This is a genomic window from Paenibacillus beijingensis, assembly GCF_000961095.1.
Lineage (GTDB): Bacteria > Bacillota > Bacilli > Paenibacillales > Paenibacillaceae > Paenibacillus_O > Paenibacillus_O beijingensis.
On the sequence record NZ_CP011058.1, the window covers coordinates 1467595 to 1493033 of the forward strand.

Below are 25439 nucleotides of genomic sequence, written 5' to 3' on the forward strand. Positions count from 1 at the left end.
GAGCAAGAGAAGCCCCCCTTTCTACTTTGTTGGCAAATGGAATTCATTGCGTTTGATCGTAATCTCCTGATTGATGGTCCTCACGTAATTTTCCAGTGTCTCACGCGGTTCGCTGCCTCCATTATAAACCTCGTAAAAAGCGTTGTTCAGGTGACGGTCAAGCGAATACCCGCCGGGAACGGCCGGTCTTCCCACAACCCATTGAAATTGGCCCATCAGCTGTTTCAACTCTCGGGCAGACCATGGCAGGCGGCTCAGCGTTTCAAGGTTTGCGGCACCATATCTGCCAGATTCACCGAGAATCGCCTCCAATTCGCGTCCGTAGGTCAATTGCGATTCGGTGTCTGTCCACCATTTGATAAATTCCCACGCCGCTTTTTTATTTTTCGCGTTCTTGAACATAACCGTGCCGGTCGTCGTACTCAAAGTCTCACGATGCAGGGTATTGTCCGTATCCTTTGTTCCCGGAAGGGGAGCAAAATTCCACATTCCTCTGATTTCCGGAGCAAATACAGTCAAGAAGTTGTAAGTTGTATAATCCGCGATGCCGACCGGCATTTCTCCCGTCCGGAAGCGATTGATAAAATCGAATTCCAAAGGCAATTTGTAGTTGGTATACAATTCCGTCCACTTCCGGAACGTGTCCATTCCGACCGCCGAATCCAAATCGGTGGCGATGCCGTCCTTTTGATAGAATTGTCCGCCGCTTTGGTATAGCATCGTTTCGAACAAAATATTCGAAGGCATAGCAATTTCCATATTATGTTTTTGCAATTCCGGAATGATCCGGTACATATCTTCCCATGTCTGCGGAACGTCGAGATGTAATTGTTCCAAGATGTCCTTTCTGTAGAACAGCATCGGAAACGACTGCGTTTCCGGAATCGCATATACCCCGTCTTGATAGGTAAAGCTGACAAAAGCGCTGTCCATGAACCGCCGCTTGACCGTGTCAAACTCGGGAAACTCCGACAAATCCTGGAGCGCGCTGCGCATTGCAAAATTCACCACGTCCGCCATCGTCAACGCAATATCGGGGCCTTTGCCGGCCAATGTCGCAGGCAGGATAACTTCCGGATTGACAAGCTGCAAATTAACGTTGATGCCGGTTTGCGGCACAAACGAATTGTCAATCATTGAGCGCAACAACTGTGCCTGATCCCTGCCTGCTGCGATCCATACGGAAATGTCATTGACACCTCTCTTTTCTGCGTTTACAGTGTTGTAATTCTCGGAAAACGATTTTGAAAAGGACATCACTTCATGCGCCGCTCTGTCCATCATTCCCGTGTTTACTTCCGGTGCCGGGACGTTCGGGGATTTAAAGAACAAGTAATCGATCTCAAGCGGCTGTTGGTTGACCGTCAATAGCCATGTCCCCAAAGCACTGACATTGTCTTTGAATTGTTTCAGGCGGGATGTAAGCGTCTCCGGACGGCTCCCTAAATCCTTCAGTTGATAGGAAGTCGTTCGGAGAATCGTCGTACTTCCGCTGGTACCTCCAACCATCTCATCCATCCGATCCGCCGCCATGGCCAGCAGATCGCTCTGCTCTTGAAACACCGTCTCCAGCTCGGGAATTTTCCGTTCGAGTTCATAATCCCGGAATGGATCGGGAACGGTCGAAGTGAGCATGATGATTTTAAGGTACAAAGCGTTCAATTGTTGGATACTGGACCGAATCATCCGAATGATATCGGACAATTCACCCATCGTGAGCTCCATTTTGATCCGGTGCTTTCCTTCAGTTAAATAGAACAAATACGGTTCGCCGTTTTCGCCGGGCATTCCAAGCTGCCACGCTCCGTCATATCTAAACGGAATTGCTTCCGCTTCTTTAAATGGTACTCGGTCATCCACATAAAGCTTTCTGACGACATTGATCCCTCTGACCGTATTCTGTTTGTATCTAAAGCCCAACTGATACAGGCCGTCCTTGGGGATATCGACTTCCCAGGTAATCCATTGACCTGGTACTTTCCAGTTAACGCCTCCGATCGTGTTCATTCTGATTTTGGAAACATCATAAGGTTCCGTACCTGGACTTGAACGATCGTTCATTGGATACAACGAAGGATTGGATTTCAATATCGCTTTCTCGGCCTGGATTTTGACGATGGCATCTTTCGTCACTTGATAGCCAAGTTTGTCATAGGTATGAGCCACTTCCCGGTAAGAAGGGGTCTTTTCTTCCTGAAAAAGTTTCAAGTAGTCTATAATCAACGGTTCTCTAAGAGAAGCCAGCGTAATTCGATGATTGCCTTTGGAAAAATAAAATGAAAAAGGTTCTTTATAGTATCCTTCCGAATCACTTAAAACGACTTCTTCCCATTCCGGACTTTCAATTTGCCTCGGTCTTAAATCATTTCCCCTGGAATCGCGCTCCACTTCGGGCAATTCATTGCGCCATACGCGGGAAAATACGAGCCGAGCCGCTTCATCGAAAGGGGTGACGCCGTCGATCAACAATTCTCTTTCGATCGGGGAGCTGTTGCCTTCCACCGGAAAGTAACGCAGCCCGATATGATACAAACCGTCTTCCAGCACTTGGATGTCCCAATAGATGGATCCGGTATCTTCCGTGTATACCACAGCACTGGTCGAACCCTGGTAAGAATCAAGTTTTTTGGTTTGCATTCCGTCAGCTGCGGCAAATGTTTCCGCTTCAATGAGCTTCGTAACCTGGGGGCGCGTTTCATTGGAATAACGCGTTATGTAATGTTCATAGCGGTTTCCGACGGAAGCTTGGTGTGACTTCTGATTAGTTGAAATGTCCGAATTCTTTACGGGTTCCAATATATATCCGCTGGCCGACGTAAGGTTCGTACGTATGATGTTAACGAATGTTAAACATACGGCCAAGGTAACAAGGCAAACGGCCGCGAACTTCTTGCGTCTGAATATTTTTCGCACGCGAACCCCCATTCTCATCACTAGATGATCCGTAATAATAGGAGGGGGATCCCCGGAAGGGGTTCCCCAGAGTCAAGTAAAATGTTTCAAGATGAAAGTTTTTTATGGTTTGACGTTGTTCAGGTTCTGGTCTATTCCTTCCTGGGCCGTCTGCTTGATTCTTGCCAGCACCGTCTCCGGAGACTCTCCCCTATTTGCGATGGAAAAGGCGTAATCACCAAACATATTGTTAAGCGGCAGGAAGACGGGTTCGGAATAATTCGTAACATCCAGCATAACTTCAATGTCTTTTTCATCCGCCAACAACTGTTTTTCCGCTTCTTCACGGTTTACTTTCGCGACGTTGTCCCACAACTGCATTTGTTCCCAAATATATGCCTTTTCTTTCGCTCTCTTTACATTCGCCGGAATGTAGAACTGGACATAGTTTTCAATGCTTCCTTGCCAGGTCGTTCTTTTCGGGCCTTTAGGGAAGTATACGAATCCTTGTTCGTCCGTCATGGTCGTTCTTTGCGAACCTTCCCAAAGCTCGCCGGTAACCATGGCCGCTTTACCGCTGCTGAACAACGTTTGGGAATCGTTGTAATCCTCGAAGTTCTCATGCTTGTTAGGTGCTACGACTTTGTGCACATTGAACAAATCGCTGTAGAAATGTAGCCCCTCGAGGGTATTGGGATTATCGGTAGACAGTACATATTTGTTGTCTTTTTTCTCAATGATCGAACCGCTGTTGGAGTGAATTATCATCCGCATCAAATTCCCGGCAACACTGGTAATCCCGTATTGATCAATTACTCCGTCGCCGTCAGTATCTTTCGTCGCTTTTTTGGCGATATCGAGGAAAGTGTCCCAATTCCATTTGTCTTGCGCGATCAAATCGTGGGGATCCGGCAGTCCTTCACGTTCGAACAAGGTTTTGTTGTAATAAAGTCCTGACGCTGTATTGTTGTTTGATGTAAATCCGTACATTTTATCGTTCACTTTGCCGTAATCTTTCATGCCTTTCGGCCATTTCGGATCGTCGAAGTTAAAGAAATCGTCAACCGGCATGAAGAGCCCTTGGTTGATCGCCGGAATCGCGAAGTATAAGTCCAGCGCTACGATATCCCCTACAGATTCACCGGAAAGCGCCGCGTTGGTCACCATGTTGAGAGGTTCTCCCCAAGGTACTTTTTCATATACGATTTTCACGTTATATTTTTTCTCCAGCTCCCTCCATCTTGCAAGGGTCAGAGCGCCTTCCGGCGTGTCTTCCGATGGTCCGGGAGTCCAATGAATGATTTTAAGCGTCTCACCGTTCATATCGATGGCCGGCTCTTCCGGCTCCGGCGATTCGGATTGGGTTGCTGTTGGTTCTGAGGTTGTCGGAGGATTACTCTCGGTTTTGTTAGTTGTGGAATTGTTAGAACTGCTGCAAGCCGAAACAAATACCAGCATTAAGGCCATTAAAATCAATTGGAACCCCTTCATTTTGCTCATTTTACGATCCCTCCAAAAATTTGATATTTTGTTAAATTAATTAACCATTCTCGTAAGCGAACCGGGTTCGCTCATCACCCCTATAATCATGCAGCTTTTTATGTTAAGTAACTTTACATATCTTATATTTTGGATAGTATCATTTTAGGATAATATATTCAATACTTATTTTTATTTTGAAGAAGTTTTTCTCTTTTTTAAAATAAAATATTGCAGGATTTATTGGATAAGCTGATGCAAATGTACGATTGGGATATGTTACAATTGACCTGCTTGGTGATCGACGGGTTTTTATTGGGGCTATGATTCATACTGTTCGTTATTGGTGAATGTAACCTCCAATATTTATTGCTTTTCATTATGACAGTATCCGTGCAATTTCAAAATATTTATTCTTTATTGAACATATTTTTGGATATTTAGTCCAGAACGTATGTTATAATTGGAGAAAAAACCGGGAGGATTTCCGCATGCCCCCTATCGTCTACCTTCCTTTAGATGAGAGACCCTGTAACGCCAAATTCCCATTGCAAATCGCAGCTGCTTCAGATCTAGAGCTGATCGCACCGCCGAGAGCCATTCTTGGAGAAAAGAAACTCCCCGCCGACACCGCGGCCATTGCCGATTGGCTATTGGAGAAGACCGCCCATGCAGACGTACTGATAGTATCCTTGGATACGCTCGTCTATGGCGGTATCGTCCCTTCCAGACTCCACCGTCTCTCTGTGGAGGAATGCCGTAAACGCCTGCAAACGATCATCGAGTTCAAGAAAAGGAATCCTAAGCTGCGGATTTACGCGTTTAACCTCATCATGCGCGCCCCCTCATATTGCAGCAATGATGAAGAACCCGATTACTATGCGGAATACGGGTTCCAGCTGGCACGGTACGGTTGGCTTCAGGACAAGCAGGCGCGGGAGGGCTTGACCGAAGGGGAAATGCTGGAATGGGAACAGATTCTATCCACGCTGCCCCAACCGGTGCTTCAGGATTTCATTGGACGCCGCCGGATCAACACGACGGTAAATAAGATGGCGGTCGATTTAACAAAGGAAGGGGCGATCGATTTCCTTATTATTCCGTTGGACGACAACGCCAAATATGGCTACTCCTCCTCCGAGCAGCGTCAATTGCTGCTCCAAGTAGAGGAACACCGGCTCCTGGACCGTGTACACCTGTATCCCGGTGCGGACGAAATCGGAAGCACGTTGTTCGCGCGCGTTTTTTGCGAAATCAAAAACTATCAACCGGAAATAAACATCCGTTATTCATCGACCGCCGGCCCCCTCGTTATACCGAAATACGAGGACCGAAGCCTGGGGGAAAGCCTTAAATGCCAGATTACCGCAGCAGGAGGATTCATAAGCGATCATGCTGCGGAGGCCGATTTCGTACTCATGGTCAACTCGCCCCCTGTCGGTCAGTACGACATGGCAGAGGCGCCGCAAAGCTTCGGTGAGAGACATGCCGCCTACTTCTCGGAGGTGAATATCCGGGAATTTGCCCAGGCAATCCGCCGCTACGCGAACAAAGGCGCTATGGTCGCGCTCGCCGATGTCGCGACCTGCAACGGCTCCGACGAGCTGCTTATGAAGCTGCTGTCCGCAGCGGGACTGCTGCCATGCTTATCCGCTTACGCTGCATGGAACACCTCCGGTAATACACTGGGCACGGTTATTGCCCATGCGATCGTGGAATCCTACTATCGTAACACGGAGGGGTATCGTAACCCGGAGCGTGCACGGAACAGCGAATCGTTCTATCTGTCCCGTCTGCTGGAAGACTGGGGTTATCAAGCCATCATCCGTACGGAGATCGCCCAGAACCATCTGGAGGTGCTCGGCGGCAACTATTTCGATATCGCCGCCATTCACGATCAGGTATCGGATTTGATCCGCAGCAAAATGGCAGCGTTCATCGAACAGTATTTGCAAGACTTACGTCCCACGCGAATTCGACTGGAGCATGTCGAGCTTCCCTGGAAGCGGTTGTTCGAGGTCGGATTCGACCTGAGCATCGAGGCTGATTAGAAGCTTCGGATTCATGCAGATGAGGCTGTCCCTAAGGTCATTAACGACCTTTCGGGAACAGCCCCATCTTTCATTTGCATTCAGGATATTCTGAAATATTTAAATATAAGTCAATCCAGCGGTATACGGAAACGGAACCGGGAACAGTTCCTTCAGGAAAGCAGTTCCTTCCGGCTTCGGATCCTCAGCGCTAGCGCAATCGAACAGCAAGCGGGTCATTTCCTTCGAAGTTAAAGCTAATCCATTCTGTCCCGCCTTCAGCAGCCAGCTCCCGTCATCCTTCTGCTCCAGGCCGATTGTGCCGGACGCCCCGGAATTCTTCTGATCGAGCCATGGCCGAAGCTGGGCGAGAAGCAACTCGCCATCAACGATTCGGATCGTTCCCAAATGATCCTCTACCGAAGACGTCACGCCGGCCAGTCTGGAATGCAGTTCAGTCTCGTGCCAAGGAACGGGGAAATCAAGGCCTTTCAAACCAAACCGCTTGACGGCATTCAAGATTAGCCGAACGACTGCCTCCGGGTCCCCCGCTTGCTCCAGGACGATGCCATGACGCTCCGGATCGAACGGCACGCCTATGACCGTAAACGCCGTCACAGTCCCTCCGTATTCCGCCACCAGTACCCGGTGCTTCATCTTCATGCAGCTTGCGAGCGCCTCCGCTTTGATGAGGGAAGCCAGCTCGCCCACGCCGAGTTCATAGCGGACGCTGCGAGACGAAGCTGTCTCATTCAAAGCGTAAATATCAGCAGGCTCCATTTCCCTGACTTTCAGAGAGGCCGATCCTTCGAAACCAGGAAAGCTTTCAGCCGTCAGCTCGTCTATAGTGTATCGGCGGATTCGCCCGAAAGGAGCACAGCCCGTTCGCGTATAAAGCGTACGATATCCCGAAACGAGGAGCAGTGAAGCGCCGGCTCGCCGGATATAACCGTACACTAGGCGCAGAACTTCGCTTGCGATTCCACGACCCCTGGCATCCGGATGCGTGCATACCGAACCAAGTGAGAAAACTCGCAATCGGGCTTCCCCGATCCGGATGATCCAAGGAACGAGACCCATGAACGAAACAAGTTCCCCATCCTTGAAAGCCCCGAAGGATACATGCAGCGCCGAGTCGGAAAATATGAACGGGAACGTACCCGCCATTGAAGGCTGCTCCGCATCCCGGAATGTTGCATCCGACAGGCGGATCGCCTCTTTCATTTCGTCGTTTACCAGCATACGAACAATCGCCATATCTCTAACCTTCACTCCAATCGATAAGGTCTGGGGAAGCATGAAAGTGAGGAGTTCCCATACATTGTTATACTCTGGAAGAGGAATATGGAAAAATTTGATCGATAAGCTTTAACGATAACGATCTCCTCTCCCTATTCTTCCACTCCTTAGATATACAGCACCATGCCGTCATAAGCGACCGTAATTTCTTCAGCACCAAATATGGCCGTCAAATCCTCGTGAAGCAAACCGATATTATGGGAAAAATGGGTGACTACCGTTTGTCCCCCGGTTTGAAGAATCCCTTCGTTACGCAGGCGGTCACGGATCCCGAGAACGGCTTCGATATTGAGATGACCGCCAGTAAACGGAAGATTTCCGTTCGTGCAGTCCAAGATGGCGAGGTCGAGCTTCCGGTTTGCAAGCCACGCCCAAGTGTCCTCCGGCAGCAGCCCCGTGTCGTGGCCGTAGAAGACATTTTTGCCATCCTTCTCGATAAAGAAGAGTAAACAGGTTTCCTCAGGATCGTGATTGGCAGGCAGCGCCGTCACGACGGCCGTCCCCGTGTCAACGGTTTCGAACGGCACGATCCGCCGGACGGCGATAAACTCGTCACCGGGCCAGCCTATCGCATCCCGGCACTTGCGGACGACCGCATCATGCCCGTAGATATGCAGCGGATGATCCAGTCCATGCGCATAAACCGGAAGCCGCATACCGAGGTCTTCCGCCCACAGATGATCTAGGTGCGTATGGGTAATGAAAAGATCCTTCACAAGCCCGAGGTCCAGACCATCACGCAGCACATGGTGGAGGGTGTCAGGTGGAAAATCAATTTTCAGCGTATCATCGAATATAGCGGAGCTTCGCGTGCGGATGTTCCTGCCGCTCAGTTCCCGCGCCTTTAAGCAATGCGAGCACCTGCAGAACAATGCGGGAAAGCCCTCAGCGGCAGAGGTTCCCAGAAAATGAATTTTCAATGTCGAGCCCTCCTTATAACGCCTTGTCCACCTTTACGAAGTCTTTTACATGGACATGCTTCACGTACGGCTTCAATTCATCAATCGCATCGTTCGAATTTTGGCCGACCAGCAAAAAATTCCCCGTAACGAATGTGCTTCGGAGCGTACTAGAGCCACTTTCCCGATAATATCGATCACTTGGTCGCTCCGTCCGGCGAACAGACCGTGATTTTCGAGCGATGGCATCGATTACTTCTTTCAATTCATCGCGCCGGCTTTGCTCGTCTTCCATAATGAAATTGTTACATGCACAGAAGCAGGCGACAGGTATCCCACCTTCCCGCTCCCATTTGCGTTTTTTTATTAAGGCTGATATCCGGCGGAACGGTAAATCGCTTCGGTCAACCGAACGACTTGCAGCGCGTAGGCGCCGGGAACCGGAATTTCTTGCTTGCCCCGGAGGGCGTCCACGAAGCTTTGGTCCGAATTCGTCGTTTTTTCAGGCAGATCAGGCCGGATGACGGTACCGTCATACCGGTAGATTTCGATACGGCCGTTATCAAGATACAGAACGCCCTGATCCCCGCAGAACGAATAGAATTCCCGATAACCGGGCACGTGTCCGACAATGTTAAGCGCGGCGACAACCCCTTCCGCAAAGCGGATCCCAGTGAAGGAGTCGATCTCCACCGGGGCCCCGTGGTTATCCAGGGTAGCCTTCACCTCCAACGGCGTCAACTCTCCCGTTGTCCAGAGTAGAACGTCGATGATATGGCTGCCGGAATCCATCAGCATGCCTCCGCCCGACAGTGCCGGATTTTGCCTCCAGGTACCGGTTTGAGACACCTTCCAATCCTGATACAGTGTAGCGTTGACAGACGTCAGCTTGCCGAGAACCCCGCTTGTAATCGCCTCGCGAATATAAATAAACTCCGGCTGAAAATGCCGTTGGTAGGATACCTGCAACAGCCTGCCGTTCTCGTCGGCCAATTGGATCAGCCGTTCGGCCTCCTCCGACGTGCACGTCATCGGTTTCTCGATCAGCACATCGCAGCCTGCGCTCAGCGCATCCGTGGATTGGGCGAAATGCAGCGTATGCGGCGAGCAGATGACAACTGCGTCCAATCCGCCGTCTTTCAGCATATCGATATGGCTTCTATAACTGCGGACGTCCCGCACCTTGAACGTGTCCGCGAACTGCCTTACGGCCAATTCATTTGGATCCGCAATCGCGGCGATTTCTACATCTTCCAGCGCCTGCAGCTGTCCGGCATGAACTTTTGCGATGCCACCGACGCCGATAAATCCAATCTTCAGCTTATTCATGAATAAACCCCTTTCTGTGATGTCAAATCATTGAACCAGTATTGAACTTTGTCGACTTTTCCCTGCTGATATGCACCGAACCTTAGTCGGAAGCTTTATAAAATGAAAGATTTTGAACATTGGCTCGATTTCCGAGTCGGTTGTACATGTTGCCGCTTACCGACTTTACCTTCGGTTTCCCCATTAAGTACCAGCACAAGTCGATGATATGTACGCCCAGGTCGATCAAGAGGGCCGCCACCGGAACGCTCCTTGTCGGCGAACCAACCGCCTGGATTGCCCAATCGGCGCAGACAAGTCGCTTTCGCGTAATAGATTTCCCCCAAATCTCCCGCTTCGAGGAAACGTTTCACGATTTTCGTGTCGAGCTGTAACGGCGAACGAAGCCGACCTGCAGCAGTTTACCGCTCTTACAGACGGCTTCCTGGACGCGTTCCGCTTCCTCGACTGTCTGGCAGAGCGGCTTTTCCACCAGCACATTTTTGCCCGCTTCAAGTGAAGCGATGCTGATTTCCGCGTGCGAATTGTTCCAAATACAGATGCTGACGGCATCGACAGCGGGATCAGTAAGCAGTTCCCATAGTCGGTATATACTTTTACAGCCCTATATTTCTCAGCTTTCGCCTTAGCCCGTTGTTCGTTCAATTCGCAAACTGCGTAAAGCTTTACTTCAGGGTGATTGCCGTATGCGCTAAAATGAACCTCTGAAATCGATTCCGCACCAACCTCTCCATTGTACACTTCTTTATCTGTTGCCTCTGTAGTGCCATACTTGAGCGGCCGCCCCGATGACGCCTGCATCTGCGCCGACATAGGCAGGAAGAAGCCGGCAAGCTTTCCTCATGCCTGGTGATGTCCGCGTTTGCACTTCATTGTCCAGCGCTTCGAAAAATAAGAGACCCGTTTCCGACATGCCGCCTCCAAGAATGACCGCTTCAGGATTAAATGAATGGATAAATCCGGCTACTGCAGTACCTAACGCACGAATGACCTGGTCCATTACTTGTCCCGCTAGTGGGTCTCCTCGCTGCCAAGCTTGAATAATATCCCGCGACTGCGGCTCCCAGCTTGCCTTCCCTCTGCTTGCCGCAAGCGTCTCCCGTCCCAATCTGGCGATGCCGGTGCCGGATGCATACAGCTCGATACACCCGTAATTGCCGCACCCGCAGCGCGGTCCGTTGAAATCGACCGACACGTGCCCCAACTCGCCGGCACCGCCAAACGCCCCGCGTACCAACTGGCCGGATTCCACTATTGCGCCGCCGATCCCCGTCCCCAATGCGAGGCATACAAAGCTGGCGTAATCCTGGCCTGCGCCGTATACTTTCTCCGCGACGGCGATCACATTGACATCATTATCGACGTACACCGGCTTGTGGAATCTCTCCTCCACATGGGATTTAATCTGCATACCAGTCCAGCCTGGGAGCGTATCTCCAGCAAACACGACCGTACCCGCCTGAAAATCGATCTGCCCTGCGCTGCCGATTCCGATTCCGACGTAGGATTCGGCCGTCTGAAGCGCGGCAATGATGTGGTCGATTCCTGCTTTCAACTTCTCCATTACTTGATTCGGGCCAAGCTGCGCTTCCGTAGGCACGAGGTGCTTGTGCAATAATTGTCCATTCGGATCGACCGCCGCAAATTGGATTTTCGTTCCCCCGATATCGACTCCGATCGCATACTCCATGGCGATTCTCCTTCCCTGTTTCGAAACTAATTCCGATTACTGAGGGGCTTTAATAGATCGTCCGGCCAATGAGTTTCGATTCCTTCCTGCCCGAGCAATTCTAAAAATGCCTTAAGATGCTGAGGGTTGTCACGGACCATATGGTTCAATACCCCGTTCTTTACAGCATACGCAGCCAAATATCCGGCGGATTCGCCAATATTCCATTCCGTCGGATGAAGCCGGTAACAGCCGTTTGCGATTTGGGTCGTCCCGATGTTTTTGCATGCCGGCAGCAGGTTTTTCACGCGAATTGGAAGCAGCGATCCGAGTGGAATCTCGTAAGGGTAACTCGGAATATAGAACATCCGGTTCGACCGTGTAGTCGGATGCAGGTCCAGATGATAACTGCCCACCCCTATGCTGTCATCGTAACGTCGAATTCCCTGCTCCCCTCGAACTTCTCTGCTTACGTCATTCTCCGTAATCGTCTGGACGGCTTTGATCCGCCTCGATTCCCGGATATACGGATGCTTCGCCATGCCATCCTCCGAACCAAGAACGTCTCCGCGGAGCCGGATACCGGGATAGCCCCGACCCCCATCCGGCCTCGGAGCCTCGGTCTGAAGCCAATACACAAGCGAAAGGCTAAGCTGCCTGGCGCCTTCCAGATGCTTAAGTCTTTCCTCTTCCGGCACATCGTAAATTGGCCCAAGGAAGTAATCGTTCTGGCTCCAGTTAACAAGGGTGATGTCGCTCTCATATAATCCATCACTAAATATGGAAGCATCTATGATTCTCCGATACGTCCAAAGCGGCATGGGCTCGATACCATCCGGGAAAAAGGCGATTTCTTTCATTTCATCTTCCTTATTCACATCCGGTATGATCCAGCTGAGCTGAGGATACCGAGAAAATCCGGGAACGAATGCCCGCCAGAATTCATACTGCTCCGGTTTATCGATCGTAAAGTCGCCGCCTTCCTTATAGTCAAGCGCGAACACATGAGTAATCGATTGGATGTCAAGCGGATCCGACTTCTCCGGAGCATGCGGTTCTCCTGTTTCGCTGTGGGCCTCGGCTCCAGTCACATATTCTACGCCGGCTATCGGCAGTACATCACCGCATTCAGTGGCATCCAAATAGCAGGCACCTTGCAGCGTTATCATTACCCCTGTCGTTATGTGCCGCACCGTGACCGATTTGATGTAATCTTCTTCAGTAGCAGCATCCACCGGTCGAAATCCGTAATACACGGCAATACGGCCGCTGTTGACGTATGGTGCCAGCATATCTTCAATCACGCGTAAAGCAACCTTTGGCTCGTGGCAGAGGCGGCTTACCCACCCGTTGCCGGGGTTCAAAATCTCCTCCCGACGGGTCTCTTCTCTCAATGGATAGTTATCCTTATAATACCGCCGCACCCTTTCACGGAATTCCCTATACGTCCGGGTGCAGCCGAAACTTTCTATCCATGAATGCTCATCCGGGGGAACCGCCTGGCTTGTCAATTGGCCACCAAGCCAATCCGTTTCCTCCGTCAGGATGACTTGAAGTCCCATCTTCGCACCAGCCATTGCAGCCATACAACCTCCGAGTCCACCGCCCAGCACGATTATATCCGCAGTCTCTTTCATTCTCATCGCCTTTCTGCAGAGCTTCAATTATGAATTTATTGTATCATTATTTGAAGAATTATCCCACTATTTTATTATATTTAGAATAAAATATCCAATATAAAATAAATTTAAAGGAACGATCATTAACGATCGTTCCTTAGGCAAATCTGTTATCCAATGTCTCATGCAATGGCGGTTAAAAAGGTTGCTTCAATACAGCTTGTCGGCTACTGAACGAGCCGTTTTCTCCAGCGAGTCTTTCGCCGTACCCTTCTTCAGCATCAGCAGTGTACAGAGGATGTCCAGCAGATGAATTTGCGAAAATTTCGTCGATAAAGCCCCACCTTCAGTCGGCAATTCCCTAGAAGGAACCAAAAGAACATTGTCGGCATAAGCGGCAATAGGAGAACGAAGATGTCCCGTAAGACAAATGACGACCGCTCCGTTATTCTTCGCTTGGCGAACCGGGTCAACCAGGTCCCGGGTGCTGCCGGATGTGGAGATGCCGAAGACAAGGTCCCCTTTCTTCACCAGTGCGGCGGACATTGCAATGATATGCGCGTCCCGATGCGCTTCAACGTTCATACCGATCCGCATCAGCCTGAAGTGCAGGTCCATCGCCGTAATACCGGAGGAACCAACACCGTACACGAGAATTTTATTGGCGGCCAGCATATTGTCCACCGCTTGCTTGAGGTTGTCCACATTCACGAGATCCAGCGTGTTCTTCAGCAGAATCTCATGCTTCATCGTAACTTTTCTGGCTACTGTCATCACGTCGTCTTTCTCTTCGATTTCCATATTCGAAACTGAAGGTGGACGATCGACCAAATCCTGGGCAACCGAGAGTTTGAATTCGTGAAAGCCGCGAAAGCCCAATTTCCGGGAAAAACGGATAACCGAAGTTTCACCTACACCCGCTTGTTCGGCTAAATCAGTGACGGTTGCCAGCACAGCCTCCTCAGGGTTGTTTTTGACTACATCCGCCACTTTTTTCTCCGCTTTAGTGAGAGAAGAATAAACACTAGATATCATGAGCAGCGTATTCGATTGTTGAAGCTTCGATCCCACTCTTGCCAAATATAATCACTCGCTTTTCTTTTTTATCATAGTAAAAGAATAGATCATTACAAGTGAATTGACAAGTTGAGTTCAATCACACAATTCTTTACTTTCATAAAAAAGAAGAAAAACTCCACAATTTACAACTATGCACTCAGGTAAACATTGCCCACTTTGTGTCTTAGAACCCGTCACGATGGAGCACTAGGCTTAACGTAGGCATTCTTTAAGGGAACCGGAAAATCGAACAAGCGGGGCCAAGCTTTTAGCCGGCCCCGCTTTCCTATTATCCTTTATATGACGATCGTTCACTCAACTATACTTCGGCAGCCAATCGCCATGCGCTTCGATCAGGTCGTCGCACAGCGAGACAATGTCATCGATGGACAGCTCCGCGGACGTATGCGGATCAAGCATCGCCGCATGGTAGATATGCTCGCGCTTGCGTGTAATCGCCGCTTCAATTGTCAACAGTTGAGTGTTGATGTTGGTCCGGTTAAGCGCCGCAGCCTGCGGCGGCAGGTTCCCGACGTAAGTCGGTGTCACGCCGCTCCGATCCACAAGACATGGCACCTCGACGCACGCTTCCACCGGCAGGTTCGGGATGAGCCCGGTATTCATCACATTGCCGCCGATTTTTATCGGAACACCCGTCTCCATCGCTTCGAAAATGTACGATGCATACTCGTGCGAACGCTTGTGAGTAAGGTTTTTATCATTCACAAGCTCATCGCGCATCATCTTCCACGACTCAATCTGGTAAATACAGCGACGCGGATATTCATCCAGCGGGATATTGAACCGTTCGATCAGCTCCGGGTAGTTCTTTTTGATAAAATACGGATGATATTCGGCGTTATGCTCCGACGACTCCGTGATGTAATAGCCGAACTTCAGCATCATTTCGAGGCGGACCATATCATGGTGCTTTTCCTTCTGCTTCTCGGCCGCGCGCCGCTTGATCTCCGGATACAGGTCAACACCGTCTTTCGATACCTCGAGTAGCCAAGCCATATGGTTGATCCCAGCGATTTTAGCCTGGACGCCTTCCGGATTCATATCCAGATTTTTGAACAGTTCGGGAATGCATGCCTGAACGCTGTGACACAGTCCAACCGTGCGAACGCCGCCATATGTGTTCATAACATTCGTGAGGACGGCCATAGGATTCGTATAATTGAGGAACCACGCATCCGGGCACACCTCTCGGACGTCCTCCGCGAAATCCAGCATGACGGGAATCGTACGCAGGTTACGGAATAGACCGCCGATGCCGACCGTATCCGCAATCGTCTGGCGAAGTCCGTATTTCTTCGGAATTTCAAAATCTGTGATCGTGCAAGGATCGTACCCGCCCACCTGGATGGCGTTGACTATATATTTCGCGCCCCTCAGTGCTTCCTTGCGGTTAGTATACGCCTTGACGGTGCAGGCGCTGCCTGTGGTTTGCTTGATGTTATTGAGCATGTTCTCCGAATCCTTCAGCCGCTCTTCGTTAATATCGAATAAAGCGAGTTCAAATCCCTGCAGGGCTGGCGTCAGCATACAGTCTCCCAATACGTTTTTTGCGAAAACCGTGCTGCCCGCACCCAGAAATGTGATTTTTGACATTCTATTCCCTCCGATTATGAATGATATATGAGACCGCTCTCTACAATTAGAATAAGGCAAATCCCAACTCATATACCATGGAAGAAAGAAGTTATCATCTCGACATTTGTAGGCTTATAGTCTACGATGTAGCTAAATTACTTTTCTTGGAGGAAACCGACTTTGGCTGTCCATTATCCAGATCATTTCCATTTTACTGTCGCCGTCAATCCTGCGCCCGCCCACGGGGAACTGTCAGTCCTGTTCTCCGGGGAAGGCAGGCCTTATAGCGCTCACTCGCAAGGGCCTGCGCTACGCGATTATTATCTCGTCCATACCGTCATATCGGGAGAGGGCTGCTTTGAAACAGGTGGACGCCGGTATGCTTGCAAATCGGGAGATACGTTCGTCATTTTTCCTGGTGAGTTGTTCTTCTATGAAGCGGATAAACAGAATCCATGGCATTATGTATGGGTTGCGTTTGTCGGCCATGCGAGCGAGTCGCTGCTCTCCTCGATTGGCATTACCCTACAGCAACCGGTTATTCGGAGAGGTGAAGCCGACTTGTTCGATCGATACAGGGAGCTGCGCAATGGTCTGCTTCACGCCGACACCGTCGTGCTTGCGGACCTAGAGGCGAAGGGGCATCTGCGCTTGCTGCTACACGCGTTCGGCAAGGCTAATCGTTCCGGCATCTCTGCGAAACAGCTGCCGCCTTCGGAAATCGAAAGGCAGATCGCGCATGCGATCCAATGGCTTTCCGTCCAGTTTAACCAGCCCGTTTCGATTGAATTGATGAGTCGGACTCTCGGATATCATCGTACCCATTTGTCGAAGATGTTCAAGCGGGTCACAGGCCTGTCACCGATGCAGTATTTGCTGAAAATCCGAATGGAGCGAGCTTCGGCACTACTGCTCGAAAGTCGGCTTACGATCGTTCAAGTCGCAGCTTCGGTTGGTTTTACCGACGCGTTCTATTTCTCCAAGCAGTTTCATAAGTGGAGCGGCCAATCCCCGACTTCATACCGGGAGTCGCACAGATCATATTAATCTTCAATTTTGTATAGCAAACTGCACGATGTTACGCCTATAAATCTGTAGCGCATAAATCCTAATGAATCTTTCCCTGAGCAAAAAAATCCTCTACCATCGAAATTCCCATTATGTATTCCTTAACACTGTAATAAACCCGTCGAGGATTTGGTGACTTATTTTGAACCCTTTCCCTCGATAAAATGTTAAAGCATGATCATTCCCATTTGGATACAAAGATAAACTGATCACGAACTGACGTAAATGAATTTAACCACTCTAAAGATCCATCGAATAATACAGAACCAATGCCCGTGCCGCGAAATCGTCCTTTAAATAAAAATGGGAGAGACAACCTACATCATCATTTTCAACTGAATCCATGTCAATAAAAGTAGCAAAAATCATTAGAATATGTCTCCTTGGGTGAAATATTGCTGTACACATACCCAATTTGATAAGCCATTAATTCATTGCACAAATCCTAAAGGCAAATCAATCATCTTCGGAAATCACTTCATAATGAATACCCATGTTCATTCATCTAAAAAGCCTGTCAACATAAATAATTTAACCTGATCCAGATTAATGACATCAAAAAGTCATTCCACGAAAGCATGTAACGAAAGATGGATGTCGTTGCCAAGCCGGGCAGGGAAATGGGGAGTATGATCCTTATCGATAACCCCCCGTTTCATTGGCATTATCGAAGCCGGCAGAAGGAAATTGGAGGAAATGATCGAGAAAAAAAGTCCTTATTCCCCACAAGGCTTCCCCTGCATTTACGGTTCTTTCGCCCCTTTAGAAGCAGAGAAAAAAGCCGAAAAAAAAACAGGAGTGGATCCCTGAATTTCGCTCGGCTCGTAGGATGACTATTTAGGCTTTAGTACCACTATTTAGGCTTTGAAATGACTTTGATTTCTATTTACATGTCCTTCCGCACAAGCAGTGCGACCGATTCTACGTGCACCGTATGCGGAAACATATCCACCGGCTGAACCTCAACCGTCCGGTACCCGCCGTCCTCCAGTACCCGCAGATCCCTCGCCAGTGTCGACGGATTACACGATACATATACCACCCGCTCAGGCTTCATTGCCAAAATCGTCTCCAGCAGCGCGGTGTCGCAGCCTTTGCGCGGCGGGTCGACGACGATGACGTCGGCGGCGATCCCTTCCTTGCGCCAGCGGGGAATGACCACTTCCGCCGGACCCGATTCGAACGAAGCGTTGTCGATGCCGTTTAGTTCCGCGTTGCGCTTCGCGTCCTCAATCGCTTCCGGCACAATCTCAACTCCGTAGACTTGTCCAGCCTGACGGGCGAGGAACAAAGAGATGGTTCCGATGCCACAATAGGCGTCGATGACGTTCTCCGAGCCTGTTAATCCGGCGTACTCCACCGCTTTGCGGTACAGCTCCACCGTCTGCGCCGGGTTTACCTGATAGAACGACCGCGCCGAGATCGCGAAGCGGATGCCGTCCAGCTCGTCGTAAATGACGTCGCTGCCCCACAGGGTGCGCGTTTCATCGCCGAAAATGACATTGGTTGTGCGGGTGTTGATGTTTTGCACGATGCTGGTCACGCCCGGAATCGCTTCGCGGATGCCTTCGATCCACTGATCGGCGTGCGGAATCTTCCTGCCGTTAGTGACCAGTACGACCATAATTTCGCCGCTGATAAAACCGGTCCGCACGACGACATGGCGCAGCAGGCCGCGGCCGCTCTCTTCGTCGTAGGCGGTGATTCCGAGCCGCTTTCCGATCTCTTTCACGCGGCGGACGACTTCGTCGTTCTGCTCATGCTGGATCAGACACTCGTCCATGTCGATGATGCGGTGGCTGCCGCGCGCGTAGAAACCCCCGATCAGGCCGCCGCCCGCGCCGCCTTCCAGCGATGCCATCGCCATGCCGATCGGCACCTGCGCCTTGTTGCGGTAGCGCCAAGGGTTGTCCATGCCGATGGTCGGATGGACGATAACGGCGGGGCGCTCTCCTGAAGAAGCCCCGCCCTGTTCCATCGTCCCCGCAACCGGCAGCTTGCCAATGCGCACAAGGTTGTCCACGACGTGCTGGCGCTTCCAGCGCAGCTGGGCGTCGTAGCCCATATGCTGCAGCTGGCAGCCGCCGCACTGCTTGTAGATCGGGCAAGGGGCGTCGACGCGGTCGGGGCTGCTCTGCAGCAGCTCGAGCTGCTTGGCGTAGCCGTACTGCTTTTTCACCTTCAGCACTTTGGCCTTCACCCGCTCCCCGGGCAGCGCACCCTGCACAAAAAGGGTAAAGCCGTCCGCGCGCCCTACCCCTTCGCCTTCATGCGTCAGGCCGACAATGTCGAGGATGACGATATCGTTCTTGCCGACCGGCACTTGATGTTTCATATCCGTTCAATCGCTCCGTTCTTAAAATGCCGGTTTAGCCCCGTTAACCATTCTTCATAAGAGCGCTTAATGAGGTAAATGTTCACCATTCACCCTACAAATGCTTCATGAGGTTAAGGATCGGGCCGAGCCGGCATTCATTGCTTTATTTCATATAAGCGACCAAGCCTGCCAAAGGGGGTCCGGTGGCTTAAATAGTTGCTTTCGTTGTTGTTATTCACGTTTTCGCTTCCGCTTCTGCCAGAGCTGATAAATGTAGCGACTGCCCCATTGCTGAGCTCTTATTCCCTTACTGATAAGTCGAGTTCCCCTGCTCATCGACGAAAATGTTCAAGTGCGCGGGCAGCACCGTGAAGTTGCACGGCAGCGTGCCGCCGTATTCGCCGTCGAGGTTGAGCTGGACGTAGTCCGGCGTGGTGACCTCGAGCGAGCGGGTCTTGAAATGTATGATGTGCGGGTCGTTCAGGTGCTCCCCGCGCAGCGCCAGCGTGACCAGGCGGATGAACTCGGCCAGGTTGCATTTGCGCAGCACGAGCACTTCGAACATGCCGTCATCGAGCTTCGCCATCGGGGCGAGCTTCTCGAAGCCGCCGACGGAGTTGCTGTTGCAGATGAGGAACAGCATGATCTCCTCGTGGATTTCGCCGTAGCCCTCGGCGGTGATGTGCAGCTCGGTCGGGCGCAGGCGGGTCATTTTTTCCAGACCCTTCATATAGTAGGCGAGCTGTCCGATCATCGTCTTCAGCTTGCTCGGCACCTCGTAGGTCAGCTCGGTCAGAGAGCCGCCGCCGGCGATGTTGATAAAATAGCGGTTGTTCGCCCGCCCGACGTCGATGGGGCGCGTGTACTGCTGGATGATCAGCTCGCAAGCGTATTCCCAGTGCTTCGGAATGCCGAGCGCACGGGCGAAATCGTTGGTCGTTCCGAGCGGCAAAATGCCGAGCGGAGGCCGGTTCTCCATCTCGCCGAGCCCGTTGATGACCTCGTAGAGCGTGCCGTCGCCGCCCGCCGCGATGATCATGTCGAAGCCGCGCTCCGCTGCTTCTCTCGCCGCCAGCGAAGCGTCGCCTTCGCCGGAGGTGGCGTGGCAGCTCGTCTCGATGCCGCCGCTCTCCAGCTTGTGCAGGATGTCGGCCAGCCTGCGCTTCATCTCCTCCCGACCGGATGTCGGGTTGTAGATTAGCCGCGCCCTTTTGTGCATAAATTTGGACACTATCCGTTCCCCTCCAACTTGTTCAGCCACTCCGTCATTTGCCGCTCCATCCACTTCGCGACGAACGGGTGCGGGAGCATCGACCGGCCGTTGTACCGGTACTCCAGCCCGTCAAGACGCGACGGAATGACATGACTCGTGAAATATCCGCTGCTTAGAAAAAGCGGCACGACGATAACCGCTTCATCCGGCCGCTTGCGCCTCATGGCGCCCAGCCTGCACGCCGCCTGGTCCGGCAGCAGCATCGCGGTCTCGGCCCGGGCATAACCGCCCCGGGTGACGAGCAAGTCAGCGAGCCGCTTCAGCGTCCGCCGGTAGCGGCCGTGGAACACGGCTTCCCGGCTGCCGTGGCCGATGAGCAGCAGCGCTTCGCGCTCTTGGTTAAGCGTCAGCTCGGCAATGTTTGCCAGCAGCAGGTCGACGATTTCCGGATCGTCGTCGATCGGCAGTCCGGGATGGATGCGCGCTTCCCCGATCCGGAACGGTTCGGCGAAATCGCCCGCACGCCTCGCGCTTACCGGCGGCTGTCCGAACGCCTGCATAATATCGTCCACGTGGGTGCTGCCGGAGGAGACGAACAGCGGCAGCACGAGCAGCTCGCGCACGCCCGCCGCCAGCAGCTCGTCGATGCCGTCCTGGATGAGCCGGCCCTCGACGATCTCCAGAAACGACGAAACGACCGGCACGCCGCCGGCCGTCAAGGTCGAGGCGGCGGCCTCCACCGCTTCGTCCACCAGGCGCACCCACTCTTTATCCCTCGATCCGTGGCTTATGACGAGTACGCCTGGATGTGTCATCGCATTAACGTCCCAGGCGTTCCAGCGCCATTTTGTAGCCGTCGTTGCCGTAGTTCAAGCATCGCTTCACGCGGGAGATGGTCGCCGTGCTGGCGCCGGTCTCGGCTTCTATCTGATTGTATGTGCTGCCCTTGCCCAGCATACGTGCCACTTCCAGACGCTGGGAAAGCGACTGTATCTCGTTTACGGTGCACAAATCGTCAAAAAATATGTAGCATTCCTCAACCGATTTGAGCGTCAGTACCGCTTCGAACAATTGATCAATTGCTTTATCGTTCAGCTTTTTTAGCTGCATTGCTGTCACCCCTAATATGAGAACTGGATAGATTAATTGTAAAGGTAGGGGTTCGTTTAATCAAGCATTACCGTATTCACGCTTTACAGGACGGAAGAGAGAGTATTTCGCCCACAACCGGGCGAACGTCCAATCCTTACGTTTGCCTATCCCATACACTATATAAAAAAAGGGTTGTGATCCATGTGAACTACCGGAACTACCGGAACGATTCTGCCGCCGGCGGTTTCCAGCAGCCGCAGTCTTATCAAAGTCCGGGCCCTTTCCCCGGTCTTGGCGGCGATTTCTTCGGCGAACAGCCGACCGTCCCGCTCGGAGCGCCGCAGTATACGCAGGCGTCTGCTCTGCCGGTGCAGCTGCCTGAGCCGGCCGCCGCTCCGGTTGAAGTTGTGGCCGCCGAATCCACAAAGAGCGGCGGACTCTCCCTTCCCAACCTGACGGAGCTGAAGGGGCTCGTCGACCGCATGGGCGGCATCGACGGCATCCTCTCGACGATGACGAAGGTGCAGAAGGTGGTCGGCAATGTACAGCAGATGGCTCCGTTTGTGAAAATGATGTTTTCCGCCTTCGGCAAAGGCGGCGGAGCGAAGGCTGCAACGACACAGACAACCGACGACACGGAATGGAAGCCGCGCAGGCGCAAAAAACGCCGCCGGCCGTCCACCGCCCGCGGCGCGGCGCGGCGCAAAAAAACGCGCCGCCGCTAGCCGGGCGCAAAAAATCCTCCGAACCGAAGCAGCATGCCGCTGCCGGGCCGGAGGATTTTTTATTATAGGAACAACCAATCGATGATCTGGAACACAAGCGCCGCAAACAGCATCGTAATCGGAATCGTCACGATCCACGAGATGACGATCCGTCCCGCCATCCCCCAGCGGACGCTGGAGAAGCGCTTCGCGCTGCCTACGCCGAGAATCGACGAGGTGATGACATGCGTCGTGCTGACCGGAAAATGAATCATCGTCGCGACCAAAATAACGGTAGCCGAACCGATGTCGGCGGCAAAGCCGTTGATCGGCTCGATTTTGAAAATCTTCGTGCCCATTGTCTTGATGATTTTCCAGCCGCCGACCGACGTGCCGAGCGCCATCGAGAGCGCAGCGGAGAGCTTGACCCACAGCGGAACTTCAAGATGATCCTGCAGGCCAGCCGCTACGAGCGCAAACGTAATGATGCCCATCGCTTTCTGCGCGTCGTTCGTGCCGTGGGTGAACGATTGGAAGGCTGCCGTCACAATCTGGCCGGTACGAAAACCCTTGTTCACCTGATGCGGGCTGGAGCGGGCAAACACTTTTTTCAATATCCACATAATAATAAAGCCGAGCGTAAACGCGATCAGCGGCGAGAAGATCAGTGCCTTAATAATATCCAGGAAACCGGTAGCGTTGATTCCGTCCAGCCCTTCCGCCGAAATGACCGCTCCCGCGAGCGAACCGATCAGGGCGTGCGACGAGGACGACGGGATGCCGAACCACCATGTGATCAGGTTCCAGGCAATGGCGCTGATCAGCGCCGCAATGACGATCTCGACGCCGTGCGACAGCTTGGCGGGATCGGCCACGCTGCCCCCGATCTTCTTCGCCACGCCGGTGAACGTAATCGCGCCGACGAAGTTCATGACCGCCGCCAGCAAAATCGCGACGCGCGGCTTCAGCGCCCGTGTCGATACGGATGTCGCGATCGCGTTGGCCGTGTCGTGAAACCCGTTTATAAAATCAAATGCCAATGCCAAAAAAACGACAACGCCTAGCACAATATAGGTTGTATCCATTTTGTATTATTCGTCCCCTGACTTAGCTGTTACGCATAATAATGGATTCCAGAGTATCGGCAACGTCTTCGCAGTAGTCGGTCGTTTTCTCCAGCATTTCGTACATTTCTTTGCGTTTAATAATTTCGATCGGATCGGTCACGTTCGCAAACAGCGTTTTGATGCTGACGCGAAGGATGTCGTCCGCCTGATTTTCCAGTTCGTTGATGGCAATGTTCGGCTCGCGGATCGCCAGCAGCTTTTTCTCGGTCAGCAGGTAGATCGCTTTCTTGATTTGCTGCGAGCTGCGCACGAGAATATCTGCGAACAGGCGCATATACTCGTCCGCTTCCTTGACCTGATACATGCCAAAGCGCGATGCACAGGCTTCGATCTCGTCCATCACATCGTCAAGCGCCGTCGTCAGCGCCATAATGTCTTCCCGTTCGATCGGCGTAATGAACGTTTTGTTCAGCTCCGTCAGGATCGTGTGCGTGTAGCGGTCGCATTTGCTTTCGAATTCTTTCATTTTTTTGGCGAACGTATCGACGTCGCTCAAATCCCCAAGGCCATTCGCAAAAAATTCGATGGCTTCCACAAGCGTATCCGCCATATCTTCAAATGTTTTGAAGAAAATATCCTTTTTCTTAAACATACGAATCCCCTTTGTCGAAGGAAAATGGTAGTGAACGGCCCCGGAAGGCCGAACTTATCTTAACACAGTTTCACAGGAGATTGTTAAGGTTTTGTAAATGTTTTATGACAAAATTTCAAAAAAATCGACACGGTCGCGTTCCTTTTGCCGCCCTTAACGGTACTATTGTTTCCCAAAGTTTCCGATCATACCTTATCGCCGCACGAATATGTACATGCGCTGGTGAACGTGAATCGGCATCCGCTGAGGATGACAGCTATCAGGCGCCGTCGCACCCCGGGCGGGGAACTTGGCTAGCGGTAGAGCAGATGCGACTCGAAATTAGGGCTCATCGGTACGATATGGTAGTAGGTTTTGCCCGGTACAAAAGGCAGCTCCACGCCGTCCTTCTCAATGCGGATGACGTCGTCCACCCCTCTTACCCACCGGCATTCCACCGCACGGCCAAACTGGAACAGCACGGCCGGACCGCCGGCTTGCAGGTCGATTTCAAGCCTGCCGTAATCGTCGTACGTGCGGTGCTTCGCCCCGATGACGACGAGGTTCGAGGCGCTTAGCTGCTCACTGCTCGTCAAATCGGTGTGCGGCTCGCCGTTGATGAAACGCCCATAGGTCTTCGTATTAGGGTCGTAGTCGTACGAAACCTTGTAGCTCTTCAGCAGGAAAGTCAGCTCCACATGCTCCGCCGCAGCGCCCGCTGCGACCGCATCAGCGGCGCCCTCCGCCGCAAAGGTGAACGCCGGGGCTTCTCCGCCGGAGGCATAGCCTTTGTCGGCCGCTCCATCCCGCAGCTTCGGCAGGCTCGTGTACAGGTTATGCGGCGCTTTGCGCGACTTGTCCCGCCAGAAATAAGCGCCCGCGCTGCCGATCTCGTCCAGATCGGGCTTCTTCTGCCTTTGTAAAATCGCATAAGCGTCGTTGCTGCCGCCCGCATGGGCCAGCACCGCCCGGAACGTATCGCCCAGGTCGATCAAATACGGCCGGATGCTGCGCACCGGTCCGATCGTGACGTCGTCTTCTTCGCTCTGAAAAATCGCCACCAGCCGCGTAATGCCGCCTTCCGCCAGCACTTCCCATACCATGTCGGCATGCGGCAGGCCGGATTGCGGGCGCGCTTTCGGAAAATTGTTGATCATGACGGCAATCGGCCGCGCGGCCGCTTCCATCTCCCGGCCAAGACCGGTCAGCGGCGCGGTGAACGCCGCGGCGGCGCCATTCCCCGGCTCTTCCGCCGGCTCCTCGGCCGGCTGCACGTCAGCCGCGCCTCCGCCTCCCGAATTTCCCGGCTGCTCCGCCGTCTCGTCCGGCCGGCTGTCCGCCGGCTTTTCCGCAGCGCAGCCGCCGGCCGCGACGGCAAGCAGCATCATGAGCAGCAGCATCGCACCCTTTCGTTTGTTGCCCATCCATCGCTTCGAGATCATCGTCGATAAGTTCATTTTTTTCCTCCGCAGGTGC

The 25439-nt window shown here is 52.3% G+C and carries 20 protein-coding genes and 1 pseudogene; 4 read left to right on the forward strand and 17 right to left on the reverse strand.

All coding sequences use genetic code 11. The annotated features are described in order from the left end of the window. Positions 1 to 21 precede the first annotated feature (21 nt). Both VN24_RS06655 and VN24_RS06660 read right to left on the reverse strand, forming a co-directional pair. On the reverse strand, positions 22 to 2637 hold the full coding sequence (locus VN24_RS06655; protein ID WP_158453657.1) for an extracellular solute-binding protein: 2616 nt from the start codon (positions 2635 to 2637) through the stop codon (positions 22 to 24). 378 nt (positions 2638 to 3015) lie between these two features. After that, on the reverse strand, positions 3016 to 4215 hold the full coding sequence (locus VN24_RS06660; protein WP_158453658.1) for an ABC transporter substrate-binding protein: 1200 nt from the start codon (positions 4213 to 4215) through the stop codon (positions 3016 to 3018). Here VN24_RS06660 and VN24_RS27655 point away from each other — a divergent pair. After that, entirely contained in the window at positions 4190 to 4432 is a 243-nt protein-coding gene (locus tag VN24_RS27655) for a hypothetical protein (RefSeq protein ID WP_158453659.1), read from the forward strand. The two genes, VN24_RS06660 and VN24_RS27655, sit on opposite strands and share 26 nt — an antisense overlap. Positions 4433 to 4862: 430 nt before the next feature. After that, positions 4863 to 6422, forward strand: coding sequence for a DUF4127 family protein (locus VN24_RS06665; RefSeq protein ID WP_045669755.1), 1560 nt, complete (start codon positions 4863 to 4865; stop codon positions 6420 to 6422). Between the two features lie 99 nt (positions 6423 to 6521). On the opposite strand, the gene VN24_RS06670 is transcribed toward VN24_RS06665, so the two are convergent. The 8 genes and pseudogenes from VN24_RS06670 to melA all read right to left on the reverse strand — a co-directional run bounded on the left by VN24_RS06670 (position 6522) and on the right by melA (position 15889). Continuing rightward, positions 6522 to 7658, reverse strand: coding sequence for a GNAT family N-acetyltransferase (locus VN24_RS06670; RefSeq protein ID WP_045669756.1), 1137 nt, complete (start codon positions 7656 to 7658; stop codon positions 6522 to 6524). A gap of 149 nt (positions 7659 to 7807) precedes the next feature. After that, the gene (locus tag VN24_RS06675; RefSeq protein ID WP_045669757.1) at positions 7808 to 8620 is read right to left on the reverse strand and encodes an MBL fold metallo-hydrolase; all 813 of its coding nucleotides are present in this window, start codon (positions 8618 to 8620) and stop codon (positions 7808 to 7810) included. 345 nt (positions 8621 to 8965) lie between these two features. Continuing rightward, positions 8966 to 9928: a Gfo/Idh/MocA family protein gene (locus VN24_RS06680; RefSeq protein ID WP_045669758.1), complete on the reverse strand. Its 963-nt coding sequence runs from the start codon at positions 9926 to 9928 to the stop codon at positions 8966 to 8968. 85 nt (positions 9929 to 10013) lie between these two features. Continuing rightward, positions 10014 to 10729, reverse strand: a pseudogene (locus tag VN24_RS06685) (Gfo/Idh/MocA family protein); the annotation flags it as partial. Further along, on the reverse strand, positions 10674 to 11618 hold the full coding sequence (locus tag VN24_RS06690) for an ROK family protein (RefSeq protein WP_045669759.1): 945 nt from the start codon (positions 11616 to 11618) through the stop codon (positions 10674 to 10676). The gene VN24_RS06690 and the pseudogene VN24_RS06685, both read right to left, overlap by 56 nt. A 26-nt stretch (positions 11619 to 11644) precedes the next feature. Then, positions 11645 to 13240 (reverse strand): FAD-dependent oxidoreductase, encoded by a 1596-nt coding sequence (locus tag VN24_RS06695; protein WP_045669760.1) that lies wholly within the window; start codon positions 13238 to 13240, stop codon positions 11645 to 11647. A gap of 186 nt (positions 13241 to 13426) precedes the next feature. Then, entirely contained in the window at positions 13427 to 14296 is an 870-nt protein-coding gene (locus VN24_RS06700) for a MurR/RpiR family transcriptional regulator (RefSeq protein ID WP_045669761.1), read from the reverse strand. A 294-nt stretch (positions 14297 to 14590) separates the two neighbouring features. Beyond that, positions 14591 to 15889 (reverse strand): alpha-glucosidase/alpha-galactosidase, encoded by a 1299-nt coding sequence (gene melA, locus VN24_RS06705; RefSeq protein ID WP_045669762.1) that lies wholly within the window; start codon positions 15887 to 15889, stop codon positions 14591 to 14593. 162 nt (positions 15890 to 16051) lie between these two features. On the opposite strand from melA, the gene VN24_RS06710 reads away from it, so the two are divergent. Next, on the forward strand, positions 16052 to 16918 hold the full coding sequence (locus VN24_RS06710) for an AraC family transcriptional regulator (protein ID WP_045669763.1): 867 nt from the start codon (positions 16052 to 16054) through the stop codon (positions 16916 to 16918). 907 nt (positions 16919 to 17825) lie between these two features. Here the strand turns inward: VN24_RS06710 and rlmD are convergent. The 4 genes from rlmD to VN24_RS06735 form a co-directional block, all read right to left on the reverse strand. Next, complete coding sequence (rlmD, locus tag VN24_RS06720) at positions 17826 to 19274, reverse strand: 23S rRNA (uracil(1939)-C(5))-methyltransferase RlmD (protein ID WP_052702826.1); 1449 nt, start codon at positions 19272 to 19274, stop codon at positions 17826 to 17828. A 289-nt stretch (positions 19275 to 19563) separates the two neighbouring features. Next, complete coding sequence (locus VN24_RS06725) at positions 19564 to 20475, reverse strand: diacylglycerol kinase (protein ID WP_045673052.1); 912 nt, start codon at positions 20473 to 20475, stop codon at positions 19564 to 19566. An 11-nt stretch (positions 20476 to 20486) separates the two neighbouring features. After that, on the reverse strand, positions 20487 to 21284 hold the full coding sequence (locus tag VN24_RS06730; RefSeq protein ID WP_045669764.1) for a sirohydrochlorin chelatase: 798 nt from the start codon (positions 21282 to 21284) through the stop codon (positions 20487 to 20489). A gap of 4 nt (positions 21285 to 21288) precedes the next feature. Continuing rightward, a complete protein-coding gene (locus VN24_RS06735; protein ID WP_006038628.1) occupies positions 21289 to 21579 on the reverse strand; it encodes a YerC/YecD family TrpR-related protein in 291 nt (96 codons plus the stop codon). A 185-nt stretch (positions 21580 to 21764) separates the two neighbouring features. Between VN24_RS06735 and VN24_RS26205 the strand changes: the two genes are divergently transcribed. After that, a complete protein-coding gene (locus VN24_RS26205) occupies positions 21765 to 22286 on the forward strand; it encodes a hypothetical protein (RefSeq protein ID WP_052702827.1) in 522 nt (173 codons plus the stop codon). 62 nt (positions 22287 to 22348) lie between these two features. Here VN24_RS26205 and VN24_RS06745 read toward each other — a convergent pair whose 3' ends face one another. The 3 genes from VN24_RS06745 to VN24_RS06755 all read right to left on the reverse strand — a co-directional run bounded on the left by VN24_RS06745 (position 22349) and on the right by VN24_RS06755 (position 25420). Then, positions 22349 to 23350 (reverse strand): inorganic phosphate transporter, encoded by a 1002-nt coding sequence (locus tag VN24_RS06745; RefSeq protein WP_045669765.1) that lies wholly within the window; start codon positions 23348 to 23350, stop codon positions 22349 to 22351. A 22-nt stretch (positions 23351 to 23372) separates the two neighbouring features. Then, positions 23373 to 23984 carry a DUF47 domain-containing protein gene (locus VN24_RS06750; protein ID WP_045669766.1) on the reverse strand — a complete coding sequence of 204 codons (612 nt, stop codon included), beginning with the start codon at positions 23982 to 23984 and terminating at the stop codon, positions 23373 to 23375. 293 nt (positions 23985 to 24277) lie between these two features. Beyond that, a complete protein-coding gene (locus VN24_RS06755; protein ID WP_238590848.1) occupies positions 24278 to 25420 on the reverse strand; it encodes a DUF3048 domain-containing protein in 1143 nt (380 codons plus the stop codon). Positions 25421 to 25439 lie beyond the last annotated feature (19 nt).